Annotated in this window: 15 protein-coding genes; 6 read left to right on the forward strand and 9 right to left on the reverse strand. The window is 43.4% G+C overall.

The features are described from left to right. Positions 1-102 precede the first annotated feature (102 nt). The 3 genes from NST74_RS17000 (at position 103) to NST74_RS17010 (ending at position 8,006) form a co-directional block, all read left to right on the forward strand. Positions 103-5,853 carry a bacterial Ig-like domain-containing protein gene (locus NST74_RS17000; RefSeq protein WP_341113421.1) on the forward strand — a complete coding sequence of 1,917 codons (5,751 nt, stop codon included), beginning with the start codon at positions 103-105 and terminating at the stop codon, positions 5,851-5,853. Between the two features lie 251 nt (positions 5,854-6,104). Continuing rightward, the gene (locus NST74_RS17005) at positions 6,105-6,941 is read left to right on the forward strand and encodes a MerR family transcriptional regulator (protein WP_341113424.1); all 837 of its coding nucleotides are present in this window, start codon (positions 6,105-6,107) and stop codon (positions 6,939-6,941) included. A gap of 36 nt (positions 6,942-6,977) precedes the next feature. Further along, positions 6,978-8,006 carry a serine hydrolase domain-containing protein gene (locus tag NST74_RS17010; protein WP_341113425.1) on the forward strand — a complete coding sequence of 343 codons (1,029 nt, stop codon included), beginning with the start codon at positions 6,978-6,980 and terminating at the stop codon, positions 8,004-8,006. A 66-nt stretch (positions 8,007-8,072) separates the two neighbouring features. Here NST74_RS17010 and NST74_RS17015 read toward each other — a convergent pair whose 3' ends face one another. Beyond that, on the reverse strand, positions 8,073-8,471 hold the full coding sequence (locus NST74_RS17015) for a hypothetical protein (protein ID WP_341113426.1): 399 nt from the start codon (positions 8,469-8,471) through the stop codon (positions 8,073-8,075). A gap of 154 nt (positions 8,472-8,625) precedes the next feature. After that, positions 8,626-10,371: a glycoside hydrolase family 35 protein gene (locus NST74_RS17020; protein ID WP_341113428.1), complete on the reverse strand. Its 1,746-nt coding sequence runs from the start codon at positions 10,369-10,371 to the stop codon at positions 8,626-8,628. 155 nt (positions 10,372-10,526) lie between these two features. Between NST74_RS17020 and NST74_RS17025 the strand changes: the two genes are divergently transcribed. Continuing rightward, positions 10,527-11,981 (forward strand): sulfatase family protein, encoded by a 1,455-nt coding sequence (locus tag NST74_RS17025; protein WP_341113430.1) that lies wholly within the window; start codon positions 10,527-10,529, stop codon positions 11,979-11,981. Between the two features lie 81 nt (positions 11,982-12,062). Here NST74_RS17025 and NST74_RS17030 read toward each other — a convergent pair whose 3' ends face one another. From NST74_RS17030 to NST74_RS17050, 5 genes are all read right to left on the reverse strand, one after another. Next, positions 12,063-13,562, reverse strand: coding sequence for an arylsulfatase (locus NST74_RS17030; protein WP_341113432.1), 1,500 nt, complete (start codon positions 13,560-13,562; stop codon positions 12,063-12,065). A gap of 15 nt (positions 13,563-13,577) precedes the next feature. Further along, positions 13,578-15,473 carry a family 20 glycosylhydrolase gene (locus NST74_RS17035; protein ID WP_341113434.1) on the reverse strand — a complete coding sequence of 632 codons (1,896 nt, stop codon included), beginning with the start codon at positions 15,471-15,473 and terminating at the stop codon, positions 13,578-13,580. A 121-nt stretch (positions 15,474-15,594) separates the two neighbouring features. After that, positions 15,595-17,226, reverse strand: coding sequence for an extracellular solute-binding protein (locus NST74_RS17040; RefSeq protein WP_341113435.1), 1,632 nt, complete (start codon positions 17,224-17,226; stop codon positions 15,595-15,597). Between the two features lie 57 nt (positions 17,227-17,283). After that, positions 17,284-18,183, reverse strand: a complete 900-nt coding sequence (locus NST74_RS17045) for a carbohydrate ABC transporter permease (RefSeq protein ID WP_042128541.1) — start codon at positions 18,181-18,183, stop codon at positions 17,284-17,286. A gap of 24 nt (positions 18,184-18,207) precedes the next feature. Continuing rightward, positions 18,208-19,176, reverse strand: a complete 969-nt coding sequence (locus NST74_RS17050) for an ABC transporter permease (protein ID WP_341113436.1) — start codon at positions 19,174-19,176, stop codon at positions 18,208-18,210. Positions 19,177-19,426: 250 nt separating this feature from the next. Between NST74_RS17050 and NST74_RS17055 the strand changes: the two genes are divergently transcribed. Both NST74_RS17055 and NST74_RS17060 read left to right on the forward strand, forming a co-directional pair. Next, complete coding sequence (locus tag NST74_RS17055; protein ID WP_341113438.1) at positions 19,427-20,866, forward strand: response regulator; 1,440 nt, start codon at positions 19,427-19,429, stop codon at positions 20,864-20,866. After that, positions 20,853-22,631, forward strand: a complete 1,779-nt coding sequence (locus NST74_RS17060) for a cache domain-containing sensor histidine kinase (RefSeq protein ID WP_341113439.1) — start codon at positions 20,853-20,855, stop codon at positions 22,629-22,631. Before NST74_RS17055 ends, NST74_RS17060 begins: the two co-directional genes overlap by 14 nt. Positions 22,632-22,704: 73 nt before the next feature. On the opposite strand, the gene NST74_RS17065 is transcribed toward NST74_RS17060, so the two are convergent. Together NST74_RS17065 and NST74_RS17070 are read right to left on the reverse strand one after the other, a co-directional pair. Beyond that, positions 22,705-24,102 (reverse strand): sulfatase, encoded by a 1,398-nt coding sequence (locus NST74_RS17065; protein ID WP_341113440.1) that lies wholly within the window; start codon positions 24,100-24,102, stop codon positions 22,705-22,707. 107 nt (positions 24,103-24,209) lie between these two features. Continuing rightward, positions 24,210-25,043, reverse strand: coding sequence for an AraC family transcriptional regulator (locus tag NST74_RS17070; RefSeq protein WP_341113441.1), 834 nt, complete (start codon positions 25,041-25,043; stop codon positions 24,210-24,212). Positions 25,044-25,053: the final 10 nt, after the last annotated feature.

Consider the following 25,053-nt stretch of genomic DNA (forward strand, 5'->3'; position numbering starts at 1 on the left):
AGTATTGATTATAGCTGTACTTTTCAACGATAAAGTATAATCTCGGATGATCAAACATTAAGCTTTGGTCAAAAATCGGTCTATAAGGAGAGGTTTTAATCATTGAGAACACATCAACGTTTGTTAGCCATGCTAGTAACCTTCCTACTCTTGGTTTCATCTTTTCCACCATCCATGTTTGCAGAGGAGGTCACTGATCCTGACGATGGGATGATTAACATTCAAAGTAAATGGAATGGAAGCGTATTTGGTGACGTTGGAGGTCAGGACAAAATTACGTCGGCAAACTTTGGAATCAAAGAGAACGCAGGCGGATCAGTTACGCTTAGAAGCTCTAACGACAGAGGCAAAGTATCGGGCAGCACAGAAGGTATCGCTTATTATTTTCAAGAGATTGATCCGGGCGTTAATTTTGAATTAACAGCAACCGCTCATGTGGACAGCTGGACAGCGAATAACCAGGTATCCTTCGGCATCATGCTCCGCAGCAATGTGTGGAATAACCAATTCGGAGCATACTCTGGAGATTACGTAGCAGTGGGTTCATTGGACCAAGAAATGAAAGCGTTTCATAAATTACAAAATACCAGCTTACAGAAGCTTGGGTACGAATTCGATAACGTTAATCGGCCTACCCAAGGTGAAGAATATGAACTAAGCATCAAAAAGACAGGGAATTTGTATATAGTAAAGATTGGGAATGAAACCAAAATGATTGAAAGCTTTGAAGGCTCTATTCAATATGCCGGTCTTTATACTGCTAGAAATACGACGGTGACGTTCCGTAACGTACACTTAACTCAAGAAGGTCACGTTGAGCTTGGGCCTTGGGCGTTTAGCGCCTTTGGGGGAAATACAAATCCCACAAAAAATCCCGAACCAGTGATTGAAGACCACTCTACTGTTACAATGACCACCTACGGAGGCAAAATCTCAAGCAGTGATGAAGGACTATCTTTTTACTACAAAGAGCTTCCTAATGATGCCAACTTTGAATTGAAAGCCAAAGCTAATGTTACTTCATTTAATAGCAATAGCAGCGTCAGTACACCTAACCAGAAATCCTTCGGACTTATGTTGAGAGATTCGGTAGGAATAAATGGTGATTCTAACACGACAACTTCTAACTATACCGCTGTGGGTGCTTTGGATCAGGTGATGAAAGGTTTTTATAAAAAAACAACACAAGTAAAGCTCACCCCATTTAGCGGCAGCAATCCCCCCACTGCAGGTGAAGCCTATGATCTGAGCATTAAAAAATCGGGCAATACCTATCTGCTAAGCATCGGTGACCAAACCGAAATAGTAGCATTAGACCATACGTTCAATGATACGATCTTCGCAGGGCTTTATGTAGCTAGGGACGCAACAGTAACCTTTAGCGAGATCGACATCAAAGTCGAGTCCAAAATCGTAACGAACTTAATGGCTGATACAAGTGCGATGTCCAAAACCTCCTATCTGGTTGGCGAATCACTGGATTTAACTGGACTGGTCGTTAAGGCCATCTTTTCTGATAACAGTGAAGCCGTTTTGTCTCCCACTGATTATATTGTTTCCGGATTTGATAGCAGTAAGATTGGGGAGAATACGGTAACGATTAACTATAACGGCGCTTCAGTAACAATCACGCTTCAAATCGTTCCATTATCCATGACCTCATTAATGGTTAAGTATGATCCAGCGAAAACGGTCTACTATCCAGGGGATGCGTTCGATCCTGAAGGTCTTGTTGTTGTTGCTAATTATAATGATGGATTCTTAACGAAAGAACTGACTAGTGAACTCTATACACTCTCTATTAATGAGCAACCCGTATCGGATCTGTTGCCGTATCTGTTGTCACAGTCAGGCTCATATAAGGTTACGATTAGATCGACCGAGACTCCATTAATAACAACTGCCTTTAACATTGAAGTTATTGATGCAACTCTATCTAAGTTGGAAATCAGAAATGAGCCAATGCAAACGGTCTATTACATCGGTGATTCCATCAAATTAGAAGGGATTATCCTTTATGCTCATTATTCTGATGGAACTGAGATTCGGCTAATGAACAATGAATACACCGTCTCTCCTCTGAACACCTTGACTCCTGGAGATAAAAAAATCACAGTCACCCATAAGGGATTAACAGCCTCTTTCCAAGTGAAGGTCAAAATGAAGAAGCTAGCAAGAATCGAAGTATCTAGTTATCCAAAAACGACCTATTACTTAAACGATACTTTTGATAGCAAGGGTTTGATCGTGTCTAAAGTGTATGACAATTCGGATAGAGAAGTTCTAAGTACCTTCACTCTCGACACCTCTCAGTTCGATAATCAAAAGCCTGGCGTTTATGAAATCGGTATCATCCCTACAGATGCGTCTATTAAGCCGATTACGTATTCTGTTACTGTTAAGGAAAAGACTGAACCTGTATGGCGTAGCATTCAATTCGGTCAATCTACATCGACCACTAATAACCAGACGATTCTAAAAGATGATGGATTGGTAGAGCTTATCGCACTGGAAGGCGGCGGAAAGGTCACCGAAGACCATGACGGTATTACCTTCTATTACACCGTACTAGATGCGTCAGAAGATAATTTCGTTCTGTCAGCGGATATTCAAGTGTTGGCTTATGCAAAAAATCCATATGACGGTCAAGAATCGTTCGGCATTATGGCACGAGACGCCATCGGCACATCAGGAAATTCTAGTGTATTTGCCTCTAACATTGCTGCTATAGGTGGTTACAGCGGCGGTACAAGAAATGATAATGGAACTCAGCTGTTTGTTCGAACCGGTGTGGAAAAGCCAGACGGAACTGGAAGTAAAGGCATTCAAACGATCATGCTCAAAAAAGAACGCCCTGCACCTAACAACACAGCCCCTGCAGCCCCATATCGTCTAACACTTGCTAAAACGAATAGCAGCTTTACTGGACAACTTAATAATGATCAGGAAGCTATACACTTTACGCCTGATATTCTTAACATACAAGATTCAAAGATGTATGTAGGTTTTTATGCGGCTCGTCTAGCTACAATCCATATCAGCAATATTCAATTAACAGTAACTTCAGCAGCCACGGATTCACCTAAAGTTGAACCTCCTACACCTCCGGTCACACCTAACATAGATATCCTTTCGCTGAGCAAGACTTCAGATCCGAATTACCAAATGATTGTACGTTCAAACGTCAACGGATCTGTGACACTGAAGCAAGGTTCTACGGTAATTGCGCAAGACAATAAGGCCGTAGCAGGCAAGCGTCTTTCTATTCCAGCTACACTAGTGAATCAAGGAGATACGAACTTCAGCATTACTTTTTTACCAGATGACACGCAGTATTTGACCTCTTATAACAAGATAATTCGTAACTTTACAGTCATAATGAAAAGCTATGATCCCATGGGTGAAGATATTTATGTATCCCCAACCGGTACAAGTGCTGGTGATGGATCGATTGATCTCCCGCTTGATATCGATACCGCTATTGATTTCGTCAAGCCAGGTCAACACATTATCCTACTTGATGGTCGTTATGTGCGGAATTCATCACTCCATATTAAGAAGTACAATGATGGAGACGAGAATGCGAAGAAGTACTTGGAAGCTGCACCTGGAGCAAGACCCATTATCGATTTTGATAAAAAAACTGAAGGTGTTCTCTTGAGCGGGAACTATTGGCATGTGAAGGGACTTGATTTCACCCGCTCGGCCGGTAATACTAAGGGCTTTACAGTTGGAGGAAATTATAACATCGTTGAAAATAGCCGCTTTTATGCTAATGGAGACACTGGTCTACAAATCAGCCGTACAGATGGAACGGCTCAAGAAATAGCTGAATGGCCATCTTACAACTTAATTCTGAACAGTACTTCCTTTGATAACCGCGATCCATCTGACAATAATGCTGATGGCTTCGCTGCGAAATTGACTGCTGGCGTCGGAAATATTTTTAGAGGCTGTCTGGCACATAACAACATCGACGATGGATGGGATTTGTACACTAAGGCAGGCTCCGGTGCAATCGGTGCTGTATCGATTGAGAATAGTGCTGCATTCAATAACGGATTCTTAACAGATGGAACGATAGGCGCCGGTGACAAGAATGGATTTAAGCTGGGTGGTGAGGGCATTCACGTCACACATACCATCCGTGATTCTATCGCCTTCGGCAATGGAGCATATGGTTTTACAAGCAATAGTAATCCAGGTGTTATTGCCATAAACAACATCGGATTCAATAATGTACGTGGAAATATGAGCTTTACGACTTATGACCATATTACCGCGGACTTTAAGATCGATGGCTTCTTATCCTACCGGACGAATAACATTGCGAAAGACCAATATCCTTCCTCATTGGCGGCTGACAACAATTTCATGTATGATGGCGCAACCTCAGCCAATAAGTCTGGTCAACAGCTAACGGATGCAAATTTCGTAAGCTTAATTCCGGCAACATCCTATATGAGGGATTCAGAGGGCAATGTTATATGGGGTGACTTCTTGAAGTTCATTCCTTTTGGAGAGAAGGAGCCAAGTCCGACTCCTACACCGAGTCCTACTACTACATCGAGTCCTACTACTACACCGAGTCCAACATCTTCACCAAGTCCGACATCTTCACCGAGCTCAGGCAGTTCTGGATTATCTACTCAGGATTCAGCCACAAGTGTACTTCTGTTGGACGGAAGTGTAAGGCTTGACCTGTCTCCTACTATTGATGCAGGGAAAGCTAGTACTATATTAAATGAATCCACATTACAAAAAATGATTGAATTAGCTAAACCTAATTCATCCGGTCATAAAACAATTCGAATACAGCTTCTAAGTGATCCAGCATCTGACGTTAAGGAATATCAAGTAATCCTCCCTGCTTCCGCTTTTCGTGCAGGAACTTCCACCTTGCAGCTTGAGCTCACTTCATCGTTAGCTACCATTATGTTACCGAATCGTATATTTCCAGAGAATATGCTGGATAACGTGAAGACGGTTACCCTGTTACTGAGAACCGTCGATGCTGCAGGGCAATTAAAAGGGAAGTTAGGAAATCGCTCACTTATCGAGTATGAGCTTCGCTTGGATGGAACAAAAGCTCAGATGAACAATTTACAGACAGCTATACAGATTGGGCTTCCTCATCCAGCAGTTGTCCCAGCATCGAACAATGCTTTTATTGTCGTGTGGAACGTTGATACGAACGGATTTATTCTACCTGTAATAGGTGAGTATTATGATGCAGTCAAGAAACAAGCTATGTTCTCGACCACGAATTCTTCCGGCCAGTTTGCGGCGGTCTACAATCACAAGACATTCAGTGATTTGTCTGATTCACATTGGGCGAAGTTCGTAGTAGAAGTACTAACATCTAAAGGCGTCATTACCGGAGTATCTGAACAAGAATTTAAACCTGATCAGGCAATTACACGCGCGGATTTCGTACTTTTATTAGTTAGAACTTTGGAACTAACCGCGGTAGACGGGATCGTCTTTTCAGATGTGTCTCCAAGTGATTATTTTTATGAGGGACTTATGACTGCTCAGAAACTAGGCATCGTTAATGGTCAAACCGATGGACGTTATCATCCTCATGAATCGATATCCAGACAAGAGATGTTTGTTATGGTGGTTAGAGCGCTTAAGGCTGCAGGAAAGTTGAGTCCTGTTCCCGCTTCTTCATCACCACTAGTTGTCTTTACTGACCATAACCAAATTGCTGAATATGCGGCAGAGGATATAGCGGAACTGGTAGCAGCTGGTTTCATTAAAGGAAATGGTCAACAGCAACTTACACCAACCGCTCCATCTTCACGTGCCGAAGCAGCTATGCTGATTTACAGAATTCTTATGCAAAAATAAACAAAAAAACAGAACCCCAAAACCATACTGTATGTGGTTTCGGGGTTCTTCTTCAGTTGTATACTCTGCTCGTTGTAGAACACACAACGTCTTTTCGAATGACACTTCACTTTATTCTAGCCATCTTGGTTTAGATACACTAGATTGTCTATTGACTTTACCCTTAGGGGAAGGTGCATAGTGGAAATGAACAAACCAACGAAATCAAAGCTTATATATCATTTAATATCGAAGAAAGGGAGATGAGATCGTTGCTGTCCATAGGTGAATTCTCGAAGATATGCGAAGTGTCAACTAAAACACTACGGTATTATGATGAAATTGGGCTAATTCATCCTGATGAGATTAACCCTGAGAACGGTTATAGGTATTACTCCATCAAACAACTAACAAAAATGCTCTTTATTAACCGTTTGAAATCTTATCAGTTCTCTTTGGAAGAGATCAAAGACATTCTGGAATGGGAGCAGGATCAATTTGAAGAAAAGGTATGTGCAGCCCTAAATCTCAAAAAAAGAGAAATACATGAGAAACTACGAGCTTACGAATACACCTTAAAGCAAATGAACAGTGATGTTTTAAATTTAGAGAAAGGGATATCTCTGATGTCCTACCTTAACAAGATAGAAGTACAGCTTGTTGAAACCAAATCTATGAATATCCTTTATTTACGTCAGATGTTGAGCAGTGATGATTACGCGCTTGGATATGGAAAGTATTTTAGCAAACTGTATGAAATCATTGCCACTGAAAAGCTGACCTTGCTTGGTACGCCAATAACAATTTATCACAGTGAGGAATATAATCCTGCCGGGAATGATACAGAGTTTGCCCTACCTATTGAGGAGATCGTAAAGGAAACTAGAGAATTACCTGATGGGCTGTGTGCGAAGTCGGTTTATAGAGGCCCCTATTCAGAATTGACATCCGTTTATGCGAAGCTTACAGAATGGATTGAAAACGAAGGTTACGAATTGATTAACTCTCCCTATGAAATATACCTTACGGACCCCACACAAACTGCTGATCCTGAGAATCTTGTTACTGAGGTGTATTTTCCTGTTAAGAAAAGATCGCAGCCACACTGATATTCATAAAAAATTTGAATATAAGGAGTTACCTAAATGCACAGAAACTACTGGCCTACGAAAGACTGGCAAACTTCAGATTCGGCTGCCTTAGGCATGGATACAGAACAACTTTCAAAACTAGAAGCTAAGATTAAATCCGACTATAGTAATATAAACGGAATCGTAGTGGCGAGAAATGGATATATTGCCTATGAACAATACTATAATGGTTATGGTCCGGAAGATCTGCATCATGTGGCTTCTGTAACGAAAAGTATCGTATCCGCCCTCATTGGTATTGCCATTGATGCAGGATATATCAAGCATGTTGATCAGAAGGTGCTGGATTTTTTCCCCGAATATGTTCCAAGCGATGCTGCTGGCCAACTGCAAAAACAAGAGATCACCTTACGTCATTTGCTCACCATGACAGCTCCCTATGCTTTCGAGGACTGGCATGAACCACTGGAACAAATGTGTAAATCATCCGACTGGGTCAAATACACACTGGATATCCTTGGCCGCCAAGGGAATGTTGGTGATTTTAAATATTCCACCGCAGGAGCTCACTTACTGTCAGCTATCATCACTCGTTGCACAGGAAAAAGTGCCCGTGAGTTCGCTAACGAGCAATTATTCAGTCGTATCGGAATGAAAGAAATTCCGGATTATGAGATGAAATCATTTGGGTTCGACGATTTGTTTGGGGTAAATGTGAAGGGCTGGGTGGAAGACCCACATCGTATCACCACTGGTGGATGGGGACTTACGTTGTCTCCACGCGATATGGTGCGTTTTGGTTTATTATATTTGAACCGTGGCAAATGGGAGAATAAGCAGATTATTCCGGAGACATGGATTGAGGAATCTATAGCGATGAACCCTAATCATTACGGTTATTTGTGGTGGCTACGCGAAGAAGACGGGGTTTACTCCTACTCAGCTTTAGGTGATGGTGGTAATGTCATTTGCTGCATTCCAGAAAAAAAACTTGTCGTAGCCATCGCTTCAGAGTTCACACTTCAACCTCGTGACCGGTGGCCTCTGATTAAGAATTATATTATTCCGTCCGTATTAGTGTGAAAAAGTAGAAACATGCTGGTTGCCACTACGTTAACATCTAGAAGAGCAACCAGCTGACACTCTAAATTATTTTGCTTCAAGGAAAATGATCTCGCCTTCGTTACTGCTTACATCAAAAAATCCTACTTTGTGTTTTATAGCCAACTCCCGCATCGCCGTATAAGCTTCCTCAGCAACGGAATAAGCGAAGGCTGCATAGATAACAGAGGAACCAAGCGAGTAATCAGTTAGCCGGTTATCCGTTCCGTCTTCCTCCATTGCCTCAAAAATCTCATCCTCAACATTCATATTAGGAAATTGCTCGGACAACTCACTATAAAAGCGTTGCAGCGCGTCTGATAAAACTGAAGGATCATTATAGGCATGGTCTTCTGACCATTTCACTTGCTGCTCGTACCAATCCATAAACCCCGCTCTTTCTTGCGGTGCCTTAGACGTCTCAAACGCCATCAAATCATAACTCATTAGCAATCCTCCTCCTAACCACTTCCTACAAACCAACAAAATTCTCGATTTCACTTCAAGTGGTAATTTTATGAAATGACTATTGTCTTGATTATATATTAAAAATCATCAGATCAATACTACAGAATGATGGTCTCTAACCACCCTTTAAATATCACGTGAGCTCCGGTGTATCTACAAAAGTAACCACGGACTCCAATACACCATGTAGTTCAAACAAGATTAGTTCGTTTTCACCTTGGCGCAGGAGTGGAGCTGGTAAATACATCGTTTTTGTCGGACCTTTCTCCCAGTAGCGACCTAAATTAAAGCCATTTATAAAAGCTTGGCCTTTGGTCCATCCGTCCAGTCGCAAAAAAGTATCCTCCGGCTTATTGACTTGAAAGTTCCCCCGGTAGAAAGTGGGCTGCTGACGTTGTTCGCAATCTATCGGAGTGAATGATAATCCTTTAAGGTCGTTTAACGGTAATGAACGAATAGTCCAATCATGCAGGAATTGATAGCCGAGTCTAACGCCGCATGTGATACCTTTCGGATCACGAAGCAGCGGGCCATAATTTACGCGTCCCAAATTCTCCACAAGAATATCGATTTGCAGTCCCTCCGTTGGAACCTCTAATGGAATGCCTCTCGGATCCCAGCGTTCAACTGTACCTACAAAAGCACCGTTCGCAAATACAAGCGCACGATCGCGTACTTCTTGCAGAACGAGCTCCATACCACTGCGCGGCCCACTGATCTGCGTAGAATATAAGATAAATCCATAATCCTGACCGAATTTCTCCATTGGCTCAGGACATGCTCTACGTTCAGGGTGAGACAATACGTCTAACTGAGTGAACAAAGGTACAGAATCTGTCATCAGCACTTTACCGTATGCTCGTGATTGAATTACGGGCGGTAATTCCAGTGGGGGCAACGCTACGTATTTCTCAATTATTTTTCGAGCTGCGTAGAATTTTGCAGTTGGCTTACCTGATTCGTCCAGTAACGTATCATAATCGTAGCTGGTTACGAGTGGTTCATATTTTTCAAAAAGATTTGCCCCGTTCATAAATCCAAAATTAGTCCCCCCATGGAACATATAAAAGTTTACAGAGGCACCTAAAGAAAGCATCACGTCTAAAGCCTCCGCTACTTCAGACTCGGGGCGTGTATTATGCGGTTTCATCCAGTGGTCAAACCATCCATTCCAGAATTCCATACACATCAATGGCCCCGTAGGCTGATATTCACGTAGTTTAGCAAAGGCTTCCTTAGCCCGTGAACCGAAATTTACGGTGGCGAACACTCCGTCGATCATACCGCCTTGGAGCATATGATCTTCAGCTCCATCCGAAGTGAACAGCAGAACATCCATACCGCGGGCGATCATGCCTTCTTTTAGATAGTTCAGGTAAGTCTTGTCACTTCCAAAGCTTCCATATTCGTTTTCTACCTGAAGGGCGAGCACAGGTCCACCGTTTGTGCTTAACAAAGGTCGCAGACGCGGAAGCAACTCATTGAAATAGGCATCCACCTTAGCTAAATAGACCTTATCATTACAACGCAGTTGTATGTTATCGTCCGCAAGTAACCAAGCTGGCAATCCACCGAATTCCCATTCCGCACAAATATAAGGACTTGGCCGCAAAATGACGTGCAACCCGAGCTCTCCGGCTAGCTTAACGAAAGCCTCGATGTCAGCAAAGCCTACGAAATTGAAGCTCCCCTCCTCTGGTTCATGTAAATTCCAAGGAATATAAGTTTCAACAGTATTCAATCCGCAAGCTTTCAGCTTCAGCAAACGATCCTGCCAATATTCCGGAATGATCCGGAAATAATGAAGCGCACCAGAAAGCAGCCGGACGGGTTGATCGTCTAATATAAAATGATCCCCTGATATGGATAACTTTCGCATAAAAATTCTCCTCCAATATTGAGATAGACTATTCAATTATAGGTAATAAAAACATCACCCCATATGGACGATTCTAATGAATTATTATGGAGAATTCATTGGTTGCTAGAGGCTTTTGTAATGCTATACACTATATTCATAGGAGGTTTTTACGGATGTCAAAGAAAACTCATATTTGGTTAATTACCACAGATCAAATGCGTGCGGATGCACTTGGAATCGAAAATGCTTCCGTATTAACACCTGAGCTTGATAAGCTTGCTTCGGAAGGCACGCTCTTCACTGGAGCTTACTGTGCTAGTCCTGTTTGTACACCCTCACGTTCCTCCATTTTTACAGGAAGGTACCCTCATGTTCACGGTGCTTGGAACATCGGTACCGCACTAAAAGAAGATGAACTTACTTTATGCGATCATCTCAAGCAAGCGAATTATAAAACCATCGGTGTAGGAAAGATGCATTTCCGTCCACAAATGAAAGGGGACTTTTCACAGGAGTATGAAGAGCCTGCTTATCGTGATCGCGGAAGAGCCTCCGATGGAACATACTATGGTTTTGATGAGCATCATATTACTGAAGACAATTGCATCGGTGAATACATAGAGTGGCTTAAGGCGCGCAATCCTGAAGTAGCTGAGCGTTTCAGCAAGGACCGTTACAAAGCCTCTGATGCTCAAAATGACGTGTGGGAGAGTGAAATCCCTCCGGAGCTGCATCAGACATACTGGATTGCTGAACGGAGCATCGAAGCTATCCTCTCCCACAAAACCGAGCAGCCGCTATTCTTATGGTCCAGTTTCGTCGATCCACATCATCCCTTTGATCCTCCAAAGGCATACGCAGATATGTACGCGGACACAGACATCTCATTACGAACCAGAGAAGCTGATAATGTGCATCTTCGTCCTCAACATCTACTGCGTCAGGGTCAGGGTGGCTATTGGCCTGGCGGCGGTGAGGAGCATTCTCTTGATGAAGCGCTTATAAAACGGCTCACTCGAAATTATTATGCGATGATTACCTTCATTGATGAACAGATTGGACGAATTATAAAGGCTTGGCGTCAAAAAGAAATGTACGATGATGTAGTCGTCCTATTCACCAGCGACCATGGAGAGCTGCTCGGCGACCACGGATTAATTTACAAGGGACCGTGGTTTTATGAAGGTCTAACGCGGATCCCGATGATCGTACGCGGTCCTGGGATTGTTTCCGGTCAACGGGTCCCTGCTTTGATGGAGCATGTGGATATTGTACCCACACTGCTTGAAGCCGCAGGTCTTAATTGTCCCTACGGAGTTCAAGGCTTATCACAGATGGAGGTGCTGGCTGGAAGGGAGCCTCATGTCCGTAATTCTGCACTAACCGCTTATATTGCTCATGATCGAGGCATTAACGCTAAGTGTTTGCGTACAACACGTTATAAGCTGGTTATCTTTGCAGGAGAGACCTACGGTGAGTTATATGATTTGAAAGAGGATCCTCAAGAGAACTTCAATCGTTATGAAGATCCCGATTATAGTGACATTCGCCTTTGGATGGTAGAATTGCTTGTTCATCGGATGATTCAGGATCAGGACCCTTTGCCAGAACGCCGAAGTAGCTGGTAAATCAAAACACATGCTAACACCCTTAATATTTCCGTAACAGGCGAAGGGCAACCTGAATGTTCAGGTTGCCCTTCGTTTAGATCATTTCCCTATTTCGGAAGCCTTTAGAATATGAGAAATCGGACGTCCAGCAATCAATTCACTGTTGTTTACAAACCCTTCCTCTCGTCCCTCCAGCTCGTGAATAAGACGCTCTCTCCATTCACGTATACGCTCGAAATTATCGGTGTATCCGATTGCATTAACCTTCTCTGAGGGGTCGGTCACTAGATTGAAGAACTGCTCTTCGCCTGTCTGAGAATACCAAATGTATTTCTCTCTTCCGTCCGTTAAGAAGTGGTGGGACTTTTCGCCATAGGCATGCTCCCCATGAATATAAGACCGCCACACTGTCTGATCTCCCCTACACAGTGGCAACACACTTTGCCCTTCAACTGTAACTGGGATTTGGATGCCAGCAACCTCAAGAAATGTTGGCATAATATCTCGAAGCTCTACAACGGAATCGAGCCGGGAACCTGCAAGAAGTCCCAGCGTTTCTCCCGGGTCATACAATAAGAAAGGAATCTTAGCACTCCCTTCATATGGAAGAGACTTACGGAAGTAATGGTGATCCCCCATCATCTCACCATGATCAGAAGTGAATAGAATCAAAGTTTCATTTAATACTCCATATTCCTGCAGCCCATTGATCAACCTCCCAATCTGGTCGTCAAGATGCGTAATAAGCGCATAATATGCGGCACGGGCACGATCCAATCTGCGCTTTGGCAAATGAGTAAACGAAGATGTTGGATCCTTAGCTCTGTTTAAAGCTGCATTCTCGTCCACCCAATCTCCAACTGGAGGATCGGGAAATTCCAAGTCCTTGTACATATCTAGATAACATTGCGGCGGATCCAAGGGGGAATGTGGACGAACAAAGGAGGACCATAGGAAAAATGGTTTTCCAGGGTCTCTTCTTCGTAAGAAGTCTAGCGACTCGGTTACGCACCAATTCGTTGGATGCATCGCTTCCGGCAAGTGCCAGGGGCGAGCAACTGTTGAGGCATTGCAATCAAGTCCTAAGTCCGTGATATCCGAATTGGCATTGGTTTGTCTTCGCAGCCATTGTAAATAATCATCCACTTGATCATAGTGTTCATCATATATGGCTTGGCTCTTGTCCCGATTGTAGTGAAGATATCCATCATGAAGCACTACATTATGGAATCCACATAGATTACGTGCAGGATATACATGCATCTTGCCAACACACTGCGTATGATAACCCGCTTGAGCAAGCTCTCCGGCAATCGTATGGGCGTAATTCCATTCAACCTTATCCTGATACCCCACCCGCCCATGTGATCTTTGGCCCATTCCTGTCATGATAGCAGCCCTCGCGGGAATACAACTCGGGGTAGCTGAGTAAGCGTGTTCAAATAATATCCCTCTTGATGCAAGAGAATCCAGGTTGGGTGTCTCAACGACGGGATGTCCCATGATGCTCAGGCAATCAAAACGCATCTGATCCACTGTGATAAGCAAAAGGTTAGGCCGCTTTGTGCCATTATGATGGTCCAGATTAGTGTCAATCATAACCTCACTCCTTTCTTATACTCCTGCGATGACGGACGGTGTTGCGATCGTATGCCACAAATTCGCACTTATCGCCCTTGGACCGTCATCGTCAACGAGACCGTCGAACGTCAGCAGCTCCTCTTCTAATTCAGCTATCTGTTCCACTTTCCCTTCAACATAACTATTAATTCGATGAATAGCCGTCCTAATCCTCTGAAGCATTCCTCCCATACGAAGATCAAAAACATCAAAACCAAACACCTTATTTTCCAGCTCCCATTGTACCCGATAGTCATCCATAAATCGCCCGGTCAAATCTGATAGCTCTGGCAAAATTACATTGGCAAAGTGAGCTAATTCCTGTAAATTTCCCCGATGATAAGCATCGTGTATAGAAATCCCGATTTCACTCTTTATTTCTAGCAAGCGACACAAACTGGCTTGTACAGAGAATAAGGATTGCCAAGGCGAATTGCGCGTGATCGCCTGTTCGAGCATTTCCGCACTTTGCTGATAATGCTTCGAATACACGTTAGGAACAACATGTCGATCAAACAAGCCACACAGCACATCTTGATAAAGCAAGTATTTAGCGGGATTAATGGAGCATCCCCCCGGTGCCGAATTTCCTGGAACCAAATTGGCCGCATCAAGCGCCATAAAGTCATCATAATTGCCTTGCACGCAGCTACTGAATCTTTCTTTGACATGGTTCTCCACGAAATGTCTTGTATAACACAGCTCGGCCCAAAGTTGAAGGGTAGGAAGAACCGAGAAAACCGAAGCCTCAGCGCCGTTATCTCCCCATGCAGTTATCAGCACTTCTTGAATTCCATGCTTAACACAGCTGTCATGTGCCAACAGACTGACTTGGCGGCTGAATTCATTGTTCGGAGCGAACCCCATCCATTTCCACGCTCCACCTGCAAATCCGATATGATCATTCAGCTGCTTATGTTTGCGTAACATTCCGTCGTATTTCTCCTGCGTCTCCGAATAGTAATCCCAATAGATTAAGGTAGCATCTTCTGGGATCAGCTTAACAATATCAGGGCTAATTGGACTTTCAGCATCATAATATTCCCCGGCACTGGCCAGACGGAAAAACATGTCACTCCACATCATCGTACAGAAACCATATTTTCTGGCGATTTCCATAACAGTGTTAAAGTGTTTTAACATAAGGGAGGATCGATCCTGGTACCCATGCATATCAAGGTATTTACCAAGTCCCATCATATGAGCTTCATCCATCCCAATATTTATGCGGCGACTGCTTACATGAGCAGACATAAAAGCGAACATTCGATCAATTAACTCATAAGTTCTCGGATCATCAATAAGGAGAATATCCTGGAAATCCACAAGCGGTGCATGCGCCTGCCATTTCAAAGCTTGGCCGAGATGGGCCAGCGTCTGAATACAGGGAACCAGCTCTATACCAAATAACGCGGCATACTGGTCCATCTCCCGAATCTGATCCCCTGTATATCGGCCTCTCAAATAACCGAAATAAGGGTATCCCTCTAGTTCGTACGTGTCTTCCGTATACAATTGAACCGTTGAATATCCCATAAGTGCTAAACGCCGGATTAATTCCTTATATCCTTCATGATTAAGAACAGCATTTCGCGAACAGTCTACCATGAAGCCTAGCTGTTCATAAACCGGCGATTCATTAATCTCAACTCTTTCTCCTCGGCGTATGTTCTCGAGGAATCGGCTGAGCGCCCGGATCAATTGATGCTCCTTTTCATATTCAATGATAACCTGAACCTCATCGAATGATATTCGAATCCCCTTACCTTGGTGCTTACAATTCACCGGAATCCCTGACGGTTCCATTCGGATTCCCAATATTCCAGCTACTTCTGAAACGGATGAAAGCTGCTTCTCATTTAACCCTGTCAAGTGAACGCTAAGGTTCATAGACTATCCCCTCCCAATCTTATAAGTATGCGATCAGTAGTGCCGCACATTCTTGGTTCTGTACTAAGTCATTAAACGGAAGATCCGAGCTACTTCAGCCCGGATCTTCTCTATCAACTAATTATTCAATACCTTGTTCCTTAGCCTTCGCATTTACTTCCTCTATCATTTTATCAAGACCTTTAGCCTTATAATCGTTCACGATACTATTCCAGTAACTCTCCACCGGTTCTTTGGATAGCATGATCTTAAGCAGATCATCATGGTCAAGCACAGTGAACTTATCCTTCGTTGGTGTGGACATATAAGTTAACCGAATGTCGTAATCCGGAACCTTCGTATTCTTCTGAATCCAATCAATATAATCGACAGCTTCTTTGCGGATTCCTTCGTTAGCAATTGTCGGGTTATCCATGGTGTAGCTGTCCGAAGTTTCATATGCCACCAAATTCTTTAGAAATCTGCTAGCTGGATACTTCTCATTTAAAGAACCCTTTTCAATGACAACTTTCTGCCCATTTTCAATCTTGTAATCCACGCCCTCGATACCATAAGTCAATAAGTCCTTGCCTTCCGGTGACAACACATAATCATAGAGTGCCATGATGCGATCCATCTTTTTATCGTCAACCGTATTGCTGAAATAACTTTCCGACCAGTATGTTTTAAAAATGGCATGTGAACGTTCACCATCAGGGCCAATAAGCGGCTTGAGTGCTTTCACGCTCTCCATGATATCCTTATCCGGATAAGCTGTTTTCCAGCGTTTTTCATACATATCGCTATTTAAATTTATAAAACCGCCACCGCTCAGGAGAGCCGCTGCTTTGCCTGCTACGAAATTGTCATAAGACTCTGCAGGCTTGACAAGCGCGATATCTGGATCGATCAATCCTTTTTCGTACATATTCTTCATGTTTTGAAGCGCTGGCAGCGCATTTTTCGAAAATACAGCCGGGATAAACTTTCCGTCCTCTTTGATCCATTTAAAGTCACTGCCGCTTCCATCACTCGTGGCGACCGGGTTACCGTATAACCAGAAGAATCCGCCCAGCATCTTGGTAGTTGTCGTCGTAAGACCCGTAATATGTTTCCCTTCCGGATCCGACTTCACGATTGCCTCAAGCATGGCTTCAAACTCTTCCCATGTCTCTGGTTCTTTTGTAATTCCAGCTTTTTGAGCAAGATCCCATCGATAGAACACCATACGATCCAGTGCGCTCCAATCGACACTTGGGAACATCCGGCGAGGAACCGTATAATACTTTCCGTCTACACCCAACCCTTTAATATCCGGCGATTCGAAGTATTTTGCAAGGTTAGGATACTTAGAAAGGTCAGGAAGTGCTTTGACAACACCTTGTTCTACCCATTTGCGTTGATATTGCGTGCCGACGGCGTCGATTGCGAAGATATCAGGCAATTGGCCGGAAGCAGCCCACATTTGAATCTTCTGGGTATAGTCATCCCAAGTCATATTGACAGGCTTCAATGTAATATTGAATTTTTCCAATACTTGTTTGGCGATCGGGTCTTTTTCGATGTTAGCAATTTCAGCATCTGCATCCCAAAAACCAAGCGAAATCGTCATCGGATCCTTGTAAGGATTGTCAGTGGAATTAGAAGAATCCGTAGTCGCTTCACCGTTTGATCCCGCCTGCCCCTTGTCGTTATTGCCTCCACCGCAAGCCGTGAGCACCGAAGCTAATAAAGTTATACATAATGCCAGTGTCATCATTTTCTTTCTAAGCATGCTATAAACCTCCCTTTATACTATTTTAGGATAGAATCAATCTATTTAAAATCTTTCTTATCCTTTTATTGATCCAACCATAATGCCTTTATTAAAATGCTTCTGAAGGAACGGATAAACAACAATAATCGGAATACTCGAAACCACAATAGCTGCCATCTGAAGTGCAGGGGTGTAGACCTTCCCGGTCTGCTCTTGCTCAGCCATCGTCTGTGCCATTTGACTTAGCAAGGAATTCGAAGTGATAAGTGTCTCTCGTAAATAAATCTGGAGAGGAGCTTTTGAGGCGTCACTGATAAAGATCAACGCGTACCACCATTCATTCCATCTTTCCACGGCATAGAACAAAGCAAAGGTCGCCATAAATGGAGCAGAGATTGGAATAATGATTTTGTAAAGGATGTACAGATCATTTGCCCCATCCAGCTTAGCTGATTCTTCCAGACTTTCTGGAATCGTGTTGAAATAATTTTTCATAATGATTAGATAAAACGTATTGAGACCGGCGGGTATGATCATGACGAGTATATTGTTTACGAATCCTAAATCCTTTACGACTAGGTAAAAGGGGATTAAACCGCCATTGAAAAACATAGTGAACAAGATCAAGCTAAGCATTATGTTTCTTCCGGGCATTCCCCGCTTGGATAATGCGTATGCTCCTGCAACAGAGATCGTCATGCTGAACAACACGCCAACCACCGTTACGATGACTGAATTTAAAATTGAAGACCAAAACTTCATATCCTGTAGCAACAGCTTGTAGGCCGACAAGTCAAACGAAAGTGGAAAAATATAAAAGTCGCTTTTACTAATCGCTTCGAACCTTGCAACAGAGATAATAAGAACATTATAGAAGGGAAAAAATGTTACTAGTGCTAGAAGCCCCAGAACCACGAATGCGACGATATCGAAGACACTCCACTTTTTTCTCTTTTTAACCGTTGTGTCGGTCACTTGCTTCTCCCCTTTTCATGCAAATTAATACAGTCCTTCCTCGCCCATCTTCTTAGCGAACGTGTTGGCCGCCCATAAGAGAATCAGGCTGATAATGGATTTGACGACACCCACGGCGGTCATATAGCCAAAGTCGCTTCCTATCGTGAAAGAAGTCCGATAAATGTATGTATCGATCGTGTCGGCAACCGAATATACCGGTGAACTATACAGGTTAAAAATTTGCTCGAAGCTCGAACCTTGGGTTAGTAGTTGTCCAACTTGAAGGATTAGCAGGACTGCGACTGTACTCTTCAAGCCCGGCCATGCGATGTTAAGCAACCGGCGAAACCGGTTCGCTCCGTCCACTTCTGCCGCTTCAAACAACTCTGGATTGATCCCAGCAAGCGCCGCCAGGTAAATGATTGAATCCCAACCGATCTCTCTCCATACATGTGTGAGATACAGAACTGGCCTGAATGCACTTTCATCCACGAGCGGAGAATTCGGATCCCCGCCAAACAACATGATGATCTGGTTATAAATCCCGTCTTTGCTTAAAATATTGATGATAATCCCCGACAACACAACCCACGATATAAAATGCGGGAACGTTAGGATCGTCTGAAAAAATCGCTTCATTTGGGTCCTGGAAAACTCATATAAAACAATCGCCAGGATAATGGGCATTGGAAAATGAATGATCAACTTCATCAAGCTAATAATGACTGTATTCCAAAATGCCCTGCGAAAATCGGGGTCGGTCAACAGCGTTTGAAAATTCTCCAAGCCGATCCAGGGACTTCCCAGAATCCCTTTACTGTAATTAAATGACTTGAATGCTAACGTTACACCGTACATGGGAGCATAGCTGAAGAGGGCGTACCAGATTAACACCGGTAGAACCATGAGGTAAAAGTACTTGTACTGTAAAATCGTTTTTCCTAAGCTCTGCTTAGGCGTACGAGCTTTTAATCTTCGCTTAGGCGTACGAGCGGTTACAGAATCAGCCAATCTTCTCCCCACCTTTCTGTATGAGATTGTTTATGCGTGTAAGCGATTTATATGGTAAATTATATCGGGAGTGTAAATTCTCTTGTATAGAGAATACAACTCCGATCATGTGGATTTTTCACACTTTAGCGAGTGGCCTTCCGGTGACGCTTAATATCCGACATAGTGAGCGTAAGATAATCCATACCCCCCTTGGTCCACAATCGCTAGGATGAATTTAGGAGCACCATAGAGAAAGGGGGATTCACTTATGCGTTCAGTGATTATTGCAGATGATGAGAAGTGGATTGTAGAAGGAATTAAAGCAGGAGTGAATTGGAAGAAATACGGCTTTGAAGTGATCGACGATGCCGAAAACGGACAAGAAGCCCTTCAATTAATTCAATCGCTTCGCCCCACCCTTGTTCTAACAGATATTAAGATGCCTGTAATGAATGGACTGGAGCTCATACAACGTGGGAAGGCTGTCGCGCCTGATACCATTTTCATCGTACTCAGCGGACATGCAGAGTTCGCTTATGCTCAGAAAGCGATGAATTATGGCACTTTCGGATACTGCCTGAAACCTTTTGAAATCGAAGAAATTGAAGGCATGCTTAACCGAATAGCCCAGCAACACGAATCGAAGGCAGTTAAAGAAAATCCTGTCCACGTCTTCGAATTGTATGAAGCGGTTTGTTCCGGAGATCTTGAACGGATTAGCTTATGGTTGGATGAGAAGAGAATACCTTTGTCAATCGATACGCCTCATATCCCTATTGTTATCCAAGGATTAAGTTCACCATTAGAAGTCGGGCAGTTCTCTTCCCTGGTCTTCCCGATGAGCCGCCGTCGGTATGGCTATTTGTTAGAAGAGGGCCAATACGAAGTTTTCCTACGGGGTCTTGAACAAACTGAGGTTGTACAACAGTGCGGAGTCGGGATCGGTCCTCCTATTTCGGATATACACCAATTGGATGCGGCTTTAGAATCCGCTTCTCACGCTGCATTCAGTATGTTCGCGACGGGAATGCCTGGATGTTATCATGTGAATCAGCAACAAGAATGGCTGATCGACGAGAAGCTTAAAGAGATTTCCCGGATTCTTCATAGTAAAGACCGGCTCGGATTTATAGCAGCTATGGAATCGATAAAGAAGTTATTCAAAGAGGGAACGTTCACCATTAAAGAAGCCTATTTGCTCTACACCTCGATCCTGTACTTATTTCCTCGGGAAGGGACTCGGGTTAACGGTCGTTTTTTTGAGGGGTATGAACAGCTCTATTATCGCTACGGCACGGCTGAAGCTATGATCGATGATCTGATTCTTATGACGCTTGATATTTTTATGAACAGAAACGAAACTGATATTTCACGAATTTCCAATAGCAAAGTCAAAGAAATTATGTTATATATCCGCAACCATTTTAATCAAGAAATTTCCATCCAGCATTTAGCCAATCAGTTTTTTTTAAGTCCAAATTACTTATGCCAATTATTCAAAAAAGAGGTCGGCGAGACCATCATCGAACATATTAGTCGTTTACGGATTGAATACGCTTGTAAAATGCTTGTTGAAACCGATCTTTCCATATACCAAATCGGTGAGAAATGCGGTTTCCAGGATTATTTCTACTTCACACGGATTTTTAAGCGGCATATCAAAATGACACCAACGCAATATAGGGAAGAAAACAATGAAGACATTTAAGCGACTCTCCATCCGTACTCAGGTTCTGTTATTTGGACTGTTTATCGTTGCCATTATCCCAATCATCGTCTCAAAGGTTTATCAATTATCAAGCGAGACTATCATCAATCAGAATACGCAATATAATACAGAACTAGTTTCCCTCCTTAAGCAACGGATTTCTGACAACTATGCCAACGTTTCATCTATGATGATGAATGTAGGGTACGACTCCACCGTCCAAAAGTTTCTCGTTGAGAATGATAAGCTTCGGGAGTACGACCTCTCACAAAAGGTAGAGGGGCTATTGAGTATCGCCCGAAATATGAATACGGATATCCTGGATATTATTGTTATCGGACCCTCAAACACTCGTATTTCATTAGCAGGAAGAACGAAATATGCTGTCGATCTTATGAAGACTGCCGGGGAGGATGGAATCGTTCATTATCGCGGATACAGTCCTCCTGACAAGGTTATCGACAAGAGAAAGTTACTATTCGGGATGAACATCTTCGCTTCAGGTGACACGTCCTTATATGGAGAAAAAATCGGCTATATCGCAGTTATTGTAGATATGAAAGCCATTCAAACCGAAATTTCAGAGTACCCTCGTTTGGTTGGAACCAGTTTTTTTATGATGGATGATAAAGGGATGATCTACTCTAATAGTGATGAGCCGGAAGATATGCTCCAGCAGTTTCAAACTCGGGCAACGGGAAGTGACGGAGAGTCCACCGTAGAAACAGTCAACGGAAAAAAATATGCTATTCAATCCTTTCGCCTGCCTGAGATCTCTGGAAAAATCATTACCGCCGTTCCTGTCCATAATTTAATGAAGGAACTGGAGAAATTAAAGAAGGTCAGCTATGCTTTTCTGGCATTAATCTTGTTGGTCGTTTCTATTCCCTACTCTGTGCTCATGATGAATCTCTTAAGACCATTATCTAGGCTTATGCGTTATATGAATCAATTAAAGGGCGGGAGTCTGGGAATATTAAACAATAAGGTTGATTTAAAGGGCTACGCTGAGATTGAAATCATTTCTCGACAGTTCAACGATATGACAACACGGATTCATGATTTGACGGACCAATTAATCGATGCGTCCACTCAGCTTTACCAGACCGATCTGGAAAAGCAACGAGCCGAATACTCGTATTTGCAAAGTCAAATTAATCCCCATTTCTTAAGCAATACTTTAGATACAATCAAAGGCGTTGCAATCGTAAAAGGAAATCGGGATATCTTCGAGATGACTACCGCCTTAAGCACAATGCTCAAGTACAGCATCAAAGGTAAAGCGGAGGTAACCCTTGGAGAGGAACTGAAGATCGCAGAATCTTGTGTAAGGATTTATCAAGGCCGTTTCCCGGACAAATTCACATACAAGCTGTTCTGTCCACAGGAATGGTTACATATTCCCGTACCAAAAATGATCCTTCAACCCATTGTCGAAAATGCACTTGGTCATGGGCTTGAGGCTCAAGGTCAGGGCATCTTGCTGATCACAGTTGAGAAAAGTGCAGCGGGACTGCTTGAAATCGCTGTAGAAGATAATGGTGTAGGCATCGATCCTGCGAGATTGGAACAACTAACCGAGTTGCTGGCTGGTAAAAATATAGAATCAGGTGACCATATCGGGCTCCTAAACGTCAATAACCGTCTAAATCTAAAGTACGGTGATCCTTGTGGAGTTCTGCTGTTCAGTAAGGCAGGCAGTGGGACGAAGACCGTTTTGAGGCTTCCCGGATCTTTGATAGATCAACAAGAAGCCAGGACATAAATATGGAGGTTGCCCCTAGATGGGCAACCTCCATTTCATATGTTTTTAGTTCGCCGCTTTCACTAGGTTATCGCTAAGCATCCTGTGAAGATAAGTTCACATACTCTTTCGCATGATAGGGTCCGCCTTCTTTAAGTACCGTCCATAATGGATCAATATCACAATCCATGGAACCCATCATGTTGTCATGCCATTCATTCAATAGATAGACGGCATTCATACAGATGTCTTTACGCACTTCGGCGAGATTATGTTGTTCGTAAGGATCATGCTTCAAATCAAACAACATTTCTTTCGGGAATCCATGGTGTCCGTCATGATAGGTTCGTATATATAACCAATCCGCAAATCGGACGCTGCGTTGACACACATGCGCACATTGTGAGATTACGAGATAGTCACGCCCTCCCAATTGTCCCTCCAGAATGGCGCCAGCATAACTTTCTCCATCCCATGAAGGAGCCTTTTTCAAATTCAAAAGGCTTGCTAATGTGGGTCCAAGATCAAGGTGATAATGTAGCCCATCCTCCACGATTCCCTTCTTGCCCCCTGGCCAGCGAACTATCATCGGAATGCGGCAGGTCGCCTGGTCTGCCGTGCCGTGCTCAGAGTAAATCCCTAGCTCACCCAGGCTCTCACCGTGATCCGCAGAAATTATGATAGCCGTATCTTCCATCACGCCAAGTGCGCTCAGCTTAGAGAAGACTTTCCCGAGATGCTCATCCAGATACTTGACTCCAGCATCATAGTTGTCGAAGATAACACGGAGGTCCTCATGATTCACTATTTCCTGATTATGCCTGAAATGCTGATGATAATGCGATTTAGCGAGCGCATTCATATCTTCTATACTGTGCTGCCCTTTCTTATTTCGGTGAAGCTCAAACACGTCTTCAGTGATCCAATCGGGTAATGGCTCCTTCTCAAACGGATTACCGTAGCTCTCAGGCGTACGATAAGGCGTATGAGGATCCCAGAAATTCAGGTGCAGAAACCAATTCTCGGACTCCCCGTTATCCTCAAGCCATTTAAGTGCCACCGGAAGCACCTGCTCAGCCGTCTCATGCCCCCTTCCACCAACATTGAACACTTCTTGAAAACCGGCATTAAAGGTCCAGGCCGAGTGCCGTTCGGCGAAGGTGCTGATCGATGTAGTTTTCATGGCCGCTTGCCTTAATATAGCGGGAAGACTCTCCATTCCTAGTCGATCATTGAATTCACGTTTGGGCCCTTCTCTACGCATATCAGCAGCGGTTCCCCCATGTCCTACAATTCCATTATGAATGCCAAATCTCCCCGACATTAAAGCGGAACGAGACGGCAGACACGGAGCATCTGAACAATAATAGTTGGTAAAGGTAACCCCTTCTTTAGCGATTAAATCGATATTCGGGGAGGTATTCCGAGGATAGCCATAACATCCCAGATGGTCCGGGCGAAGCGAATCCAAATCCAAATATAAGATTCTCATGAGGTATTTTCCCTACCTTTCCTGTTGCTCGAATGATTACGTTCGATTCGGGCAGCTTAGAATGATCTGCTCATGCTTATAAGAGTAAATGAATATGGAACACTCCGCTATGGAGTGACGATGTTTGTTTTTGTAAATTCGATACTTTTTCGGTGCTCAGCCGGACCCTTGCCGTATTCGCCACGAAATACCTTGCTGAAGTGCGAGGCATCATAATAACCACATCTTTGGGAGATATGCTCGATGGTATAGTCTGTATATTCCAACATTTGTTTAGCTTGCTGCAGCCGCAATTTTCGAAGCATTTGCATAGGTGTCAGTTTATATATTTTCTGAAATGCCCGGCTAAAATAAACAGGATTCATATGATAGAGCTTGGAAAGCTCCTCTCTACTAATCTCCTGATCAAGTCTCTCTTCCATATATTGCAACGCCTCGTTAAAGCGGTCCGTGACATAGGGGTCTCGAGATGAGCGGCGCCCGCCAAGCTTGGTGCTCTCCATAACTTCATAAAGGAGAAAAAATGCCAATGAACCGACCTGAACATTTCTGAAATCCTCTTCCTCCTGCAACCACAGGCTTCGCAGCTCGTCAAACCTTCGCTCATATTCGCTTCGATCCCGGACCCGAATCACCTTGCCTAGAGGGAATAACTTAAAGAAATCATTTCCGTCTTTAACTTTAGCGTTAATATTAAACAGATAATGTACACCATCTGTTTTGGAGATCACATTAAAAGGTTCATTAGGACGGTGGATCATCACGTCTCCGGCAGAAGCAACATAATCACCCTCGGAGGATGTCGTCAATACCTCACCTTTTTGGATATAAGAGACGGTATAACAAGACTGGACGTAATCGAATAAGGCCCGCTTCTGATATTGAATTTTTATGACGTCCAGCACGGTGATCTCAAACTGACTATGAATGATAGAGGACAAAGAAGTTCCT

Origin of the sequence: Paenibacillus sp. FSL F4-0125 (assembly GCF_038008565.1) — a bacterium.
In the GTDB taxonomy this organism is placed as follows: domain Bacteria; phylum Bacillota; class Bacilli; order Paenibacillales; family Paenibacillaceae; genus Paenibacillus_AQ.

Coding starts and splice junctions, on each gene's coding strand:
- NST74_RS17010 (WP_341113425.1), top strand. CDS start 6,978: ATGCACAGAAACTACTGGCCTACGAAAGACTGGCAAACTTCAGATTCG.
- NST74_RS17015 (WP_341113426.1), bottom strand. CDS start 8,471: ATGAGTTATGATTTGATGGCGTTTGAGACGTCTAAGGCACCGCAAGAA.
- NST74_RS17020 (WP_341113428.1), bottom strand. CDS start 10,371: ATGCGAAAGTTATCCATATCAGGGGATCATTTTATATTAGACGATCAA.
- NST74_RS17025 (WP_341113430.1), top strand. CDS start 10,527: ATGTCAAAGAAAACTCATATTTGGTTAATTACCACAGATCAAATGCGT.
- NST74_RS17030 (WP_341113432.1), bottom strand. CDS start 13,562: ATGATTGACACTAATCTGGACCATCATAATGGCACAAAGCGGCCTAAC.
- NST74_RS17035 (WP_341113434.1), bottom strand. CDS start 15,473: ATGAACCTTAGCGTTCACTTGACAGGGTTAAATGAGAAGCAGCTTTCA.
- NST74_RS17040 (WP_341113435.1), bottom strand. CDS start 17,226: ATGCTTAGAAAGAAAATGATGACACTGGCATTATGTATAACTTTATTA.
- NST74_RS17055 (WP_341113438.1), top strand. CDS start 19,427: ATGCGTTCAGTGATTATTGCAGATGATGAGAAGTGGATTGTAGAAGGA.
- NST74_RS17060 (WP_341113439.1), top strand. CDS start 20,853: ATGAAGACATTTAAGCGACTCTCCATCCGTACTCAGGTTCTGTTATTT.
- NST74_RS17065 (WP_341113440.1), bottom strand. CDS start 24,102: ATGAGAATCTTATATTTGGATTTGGATTCGCTTCGCCCGGACCATCTG.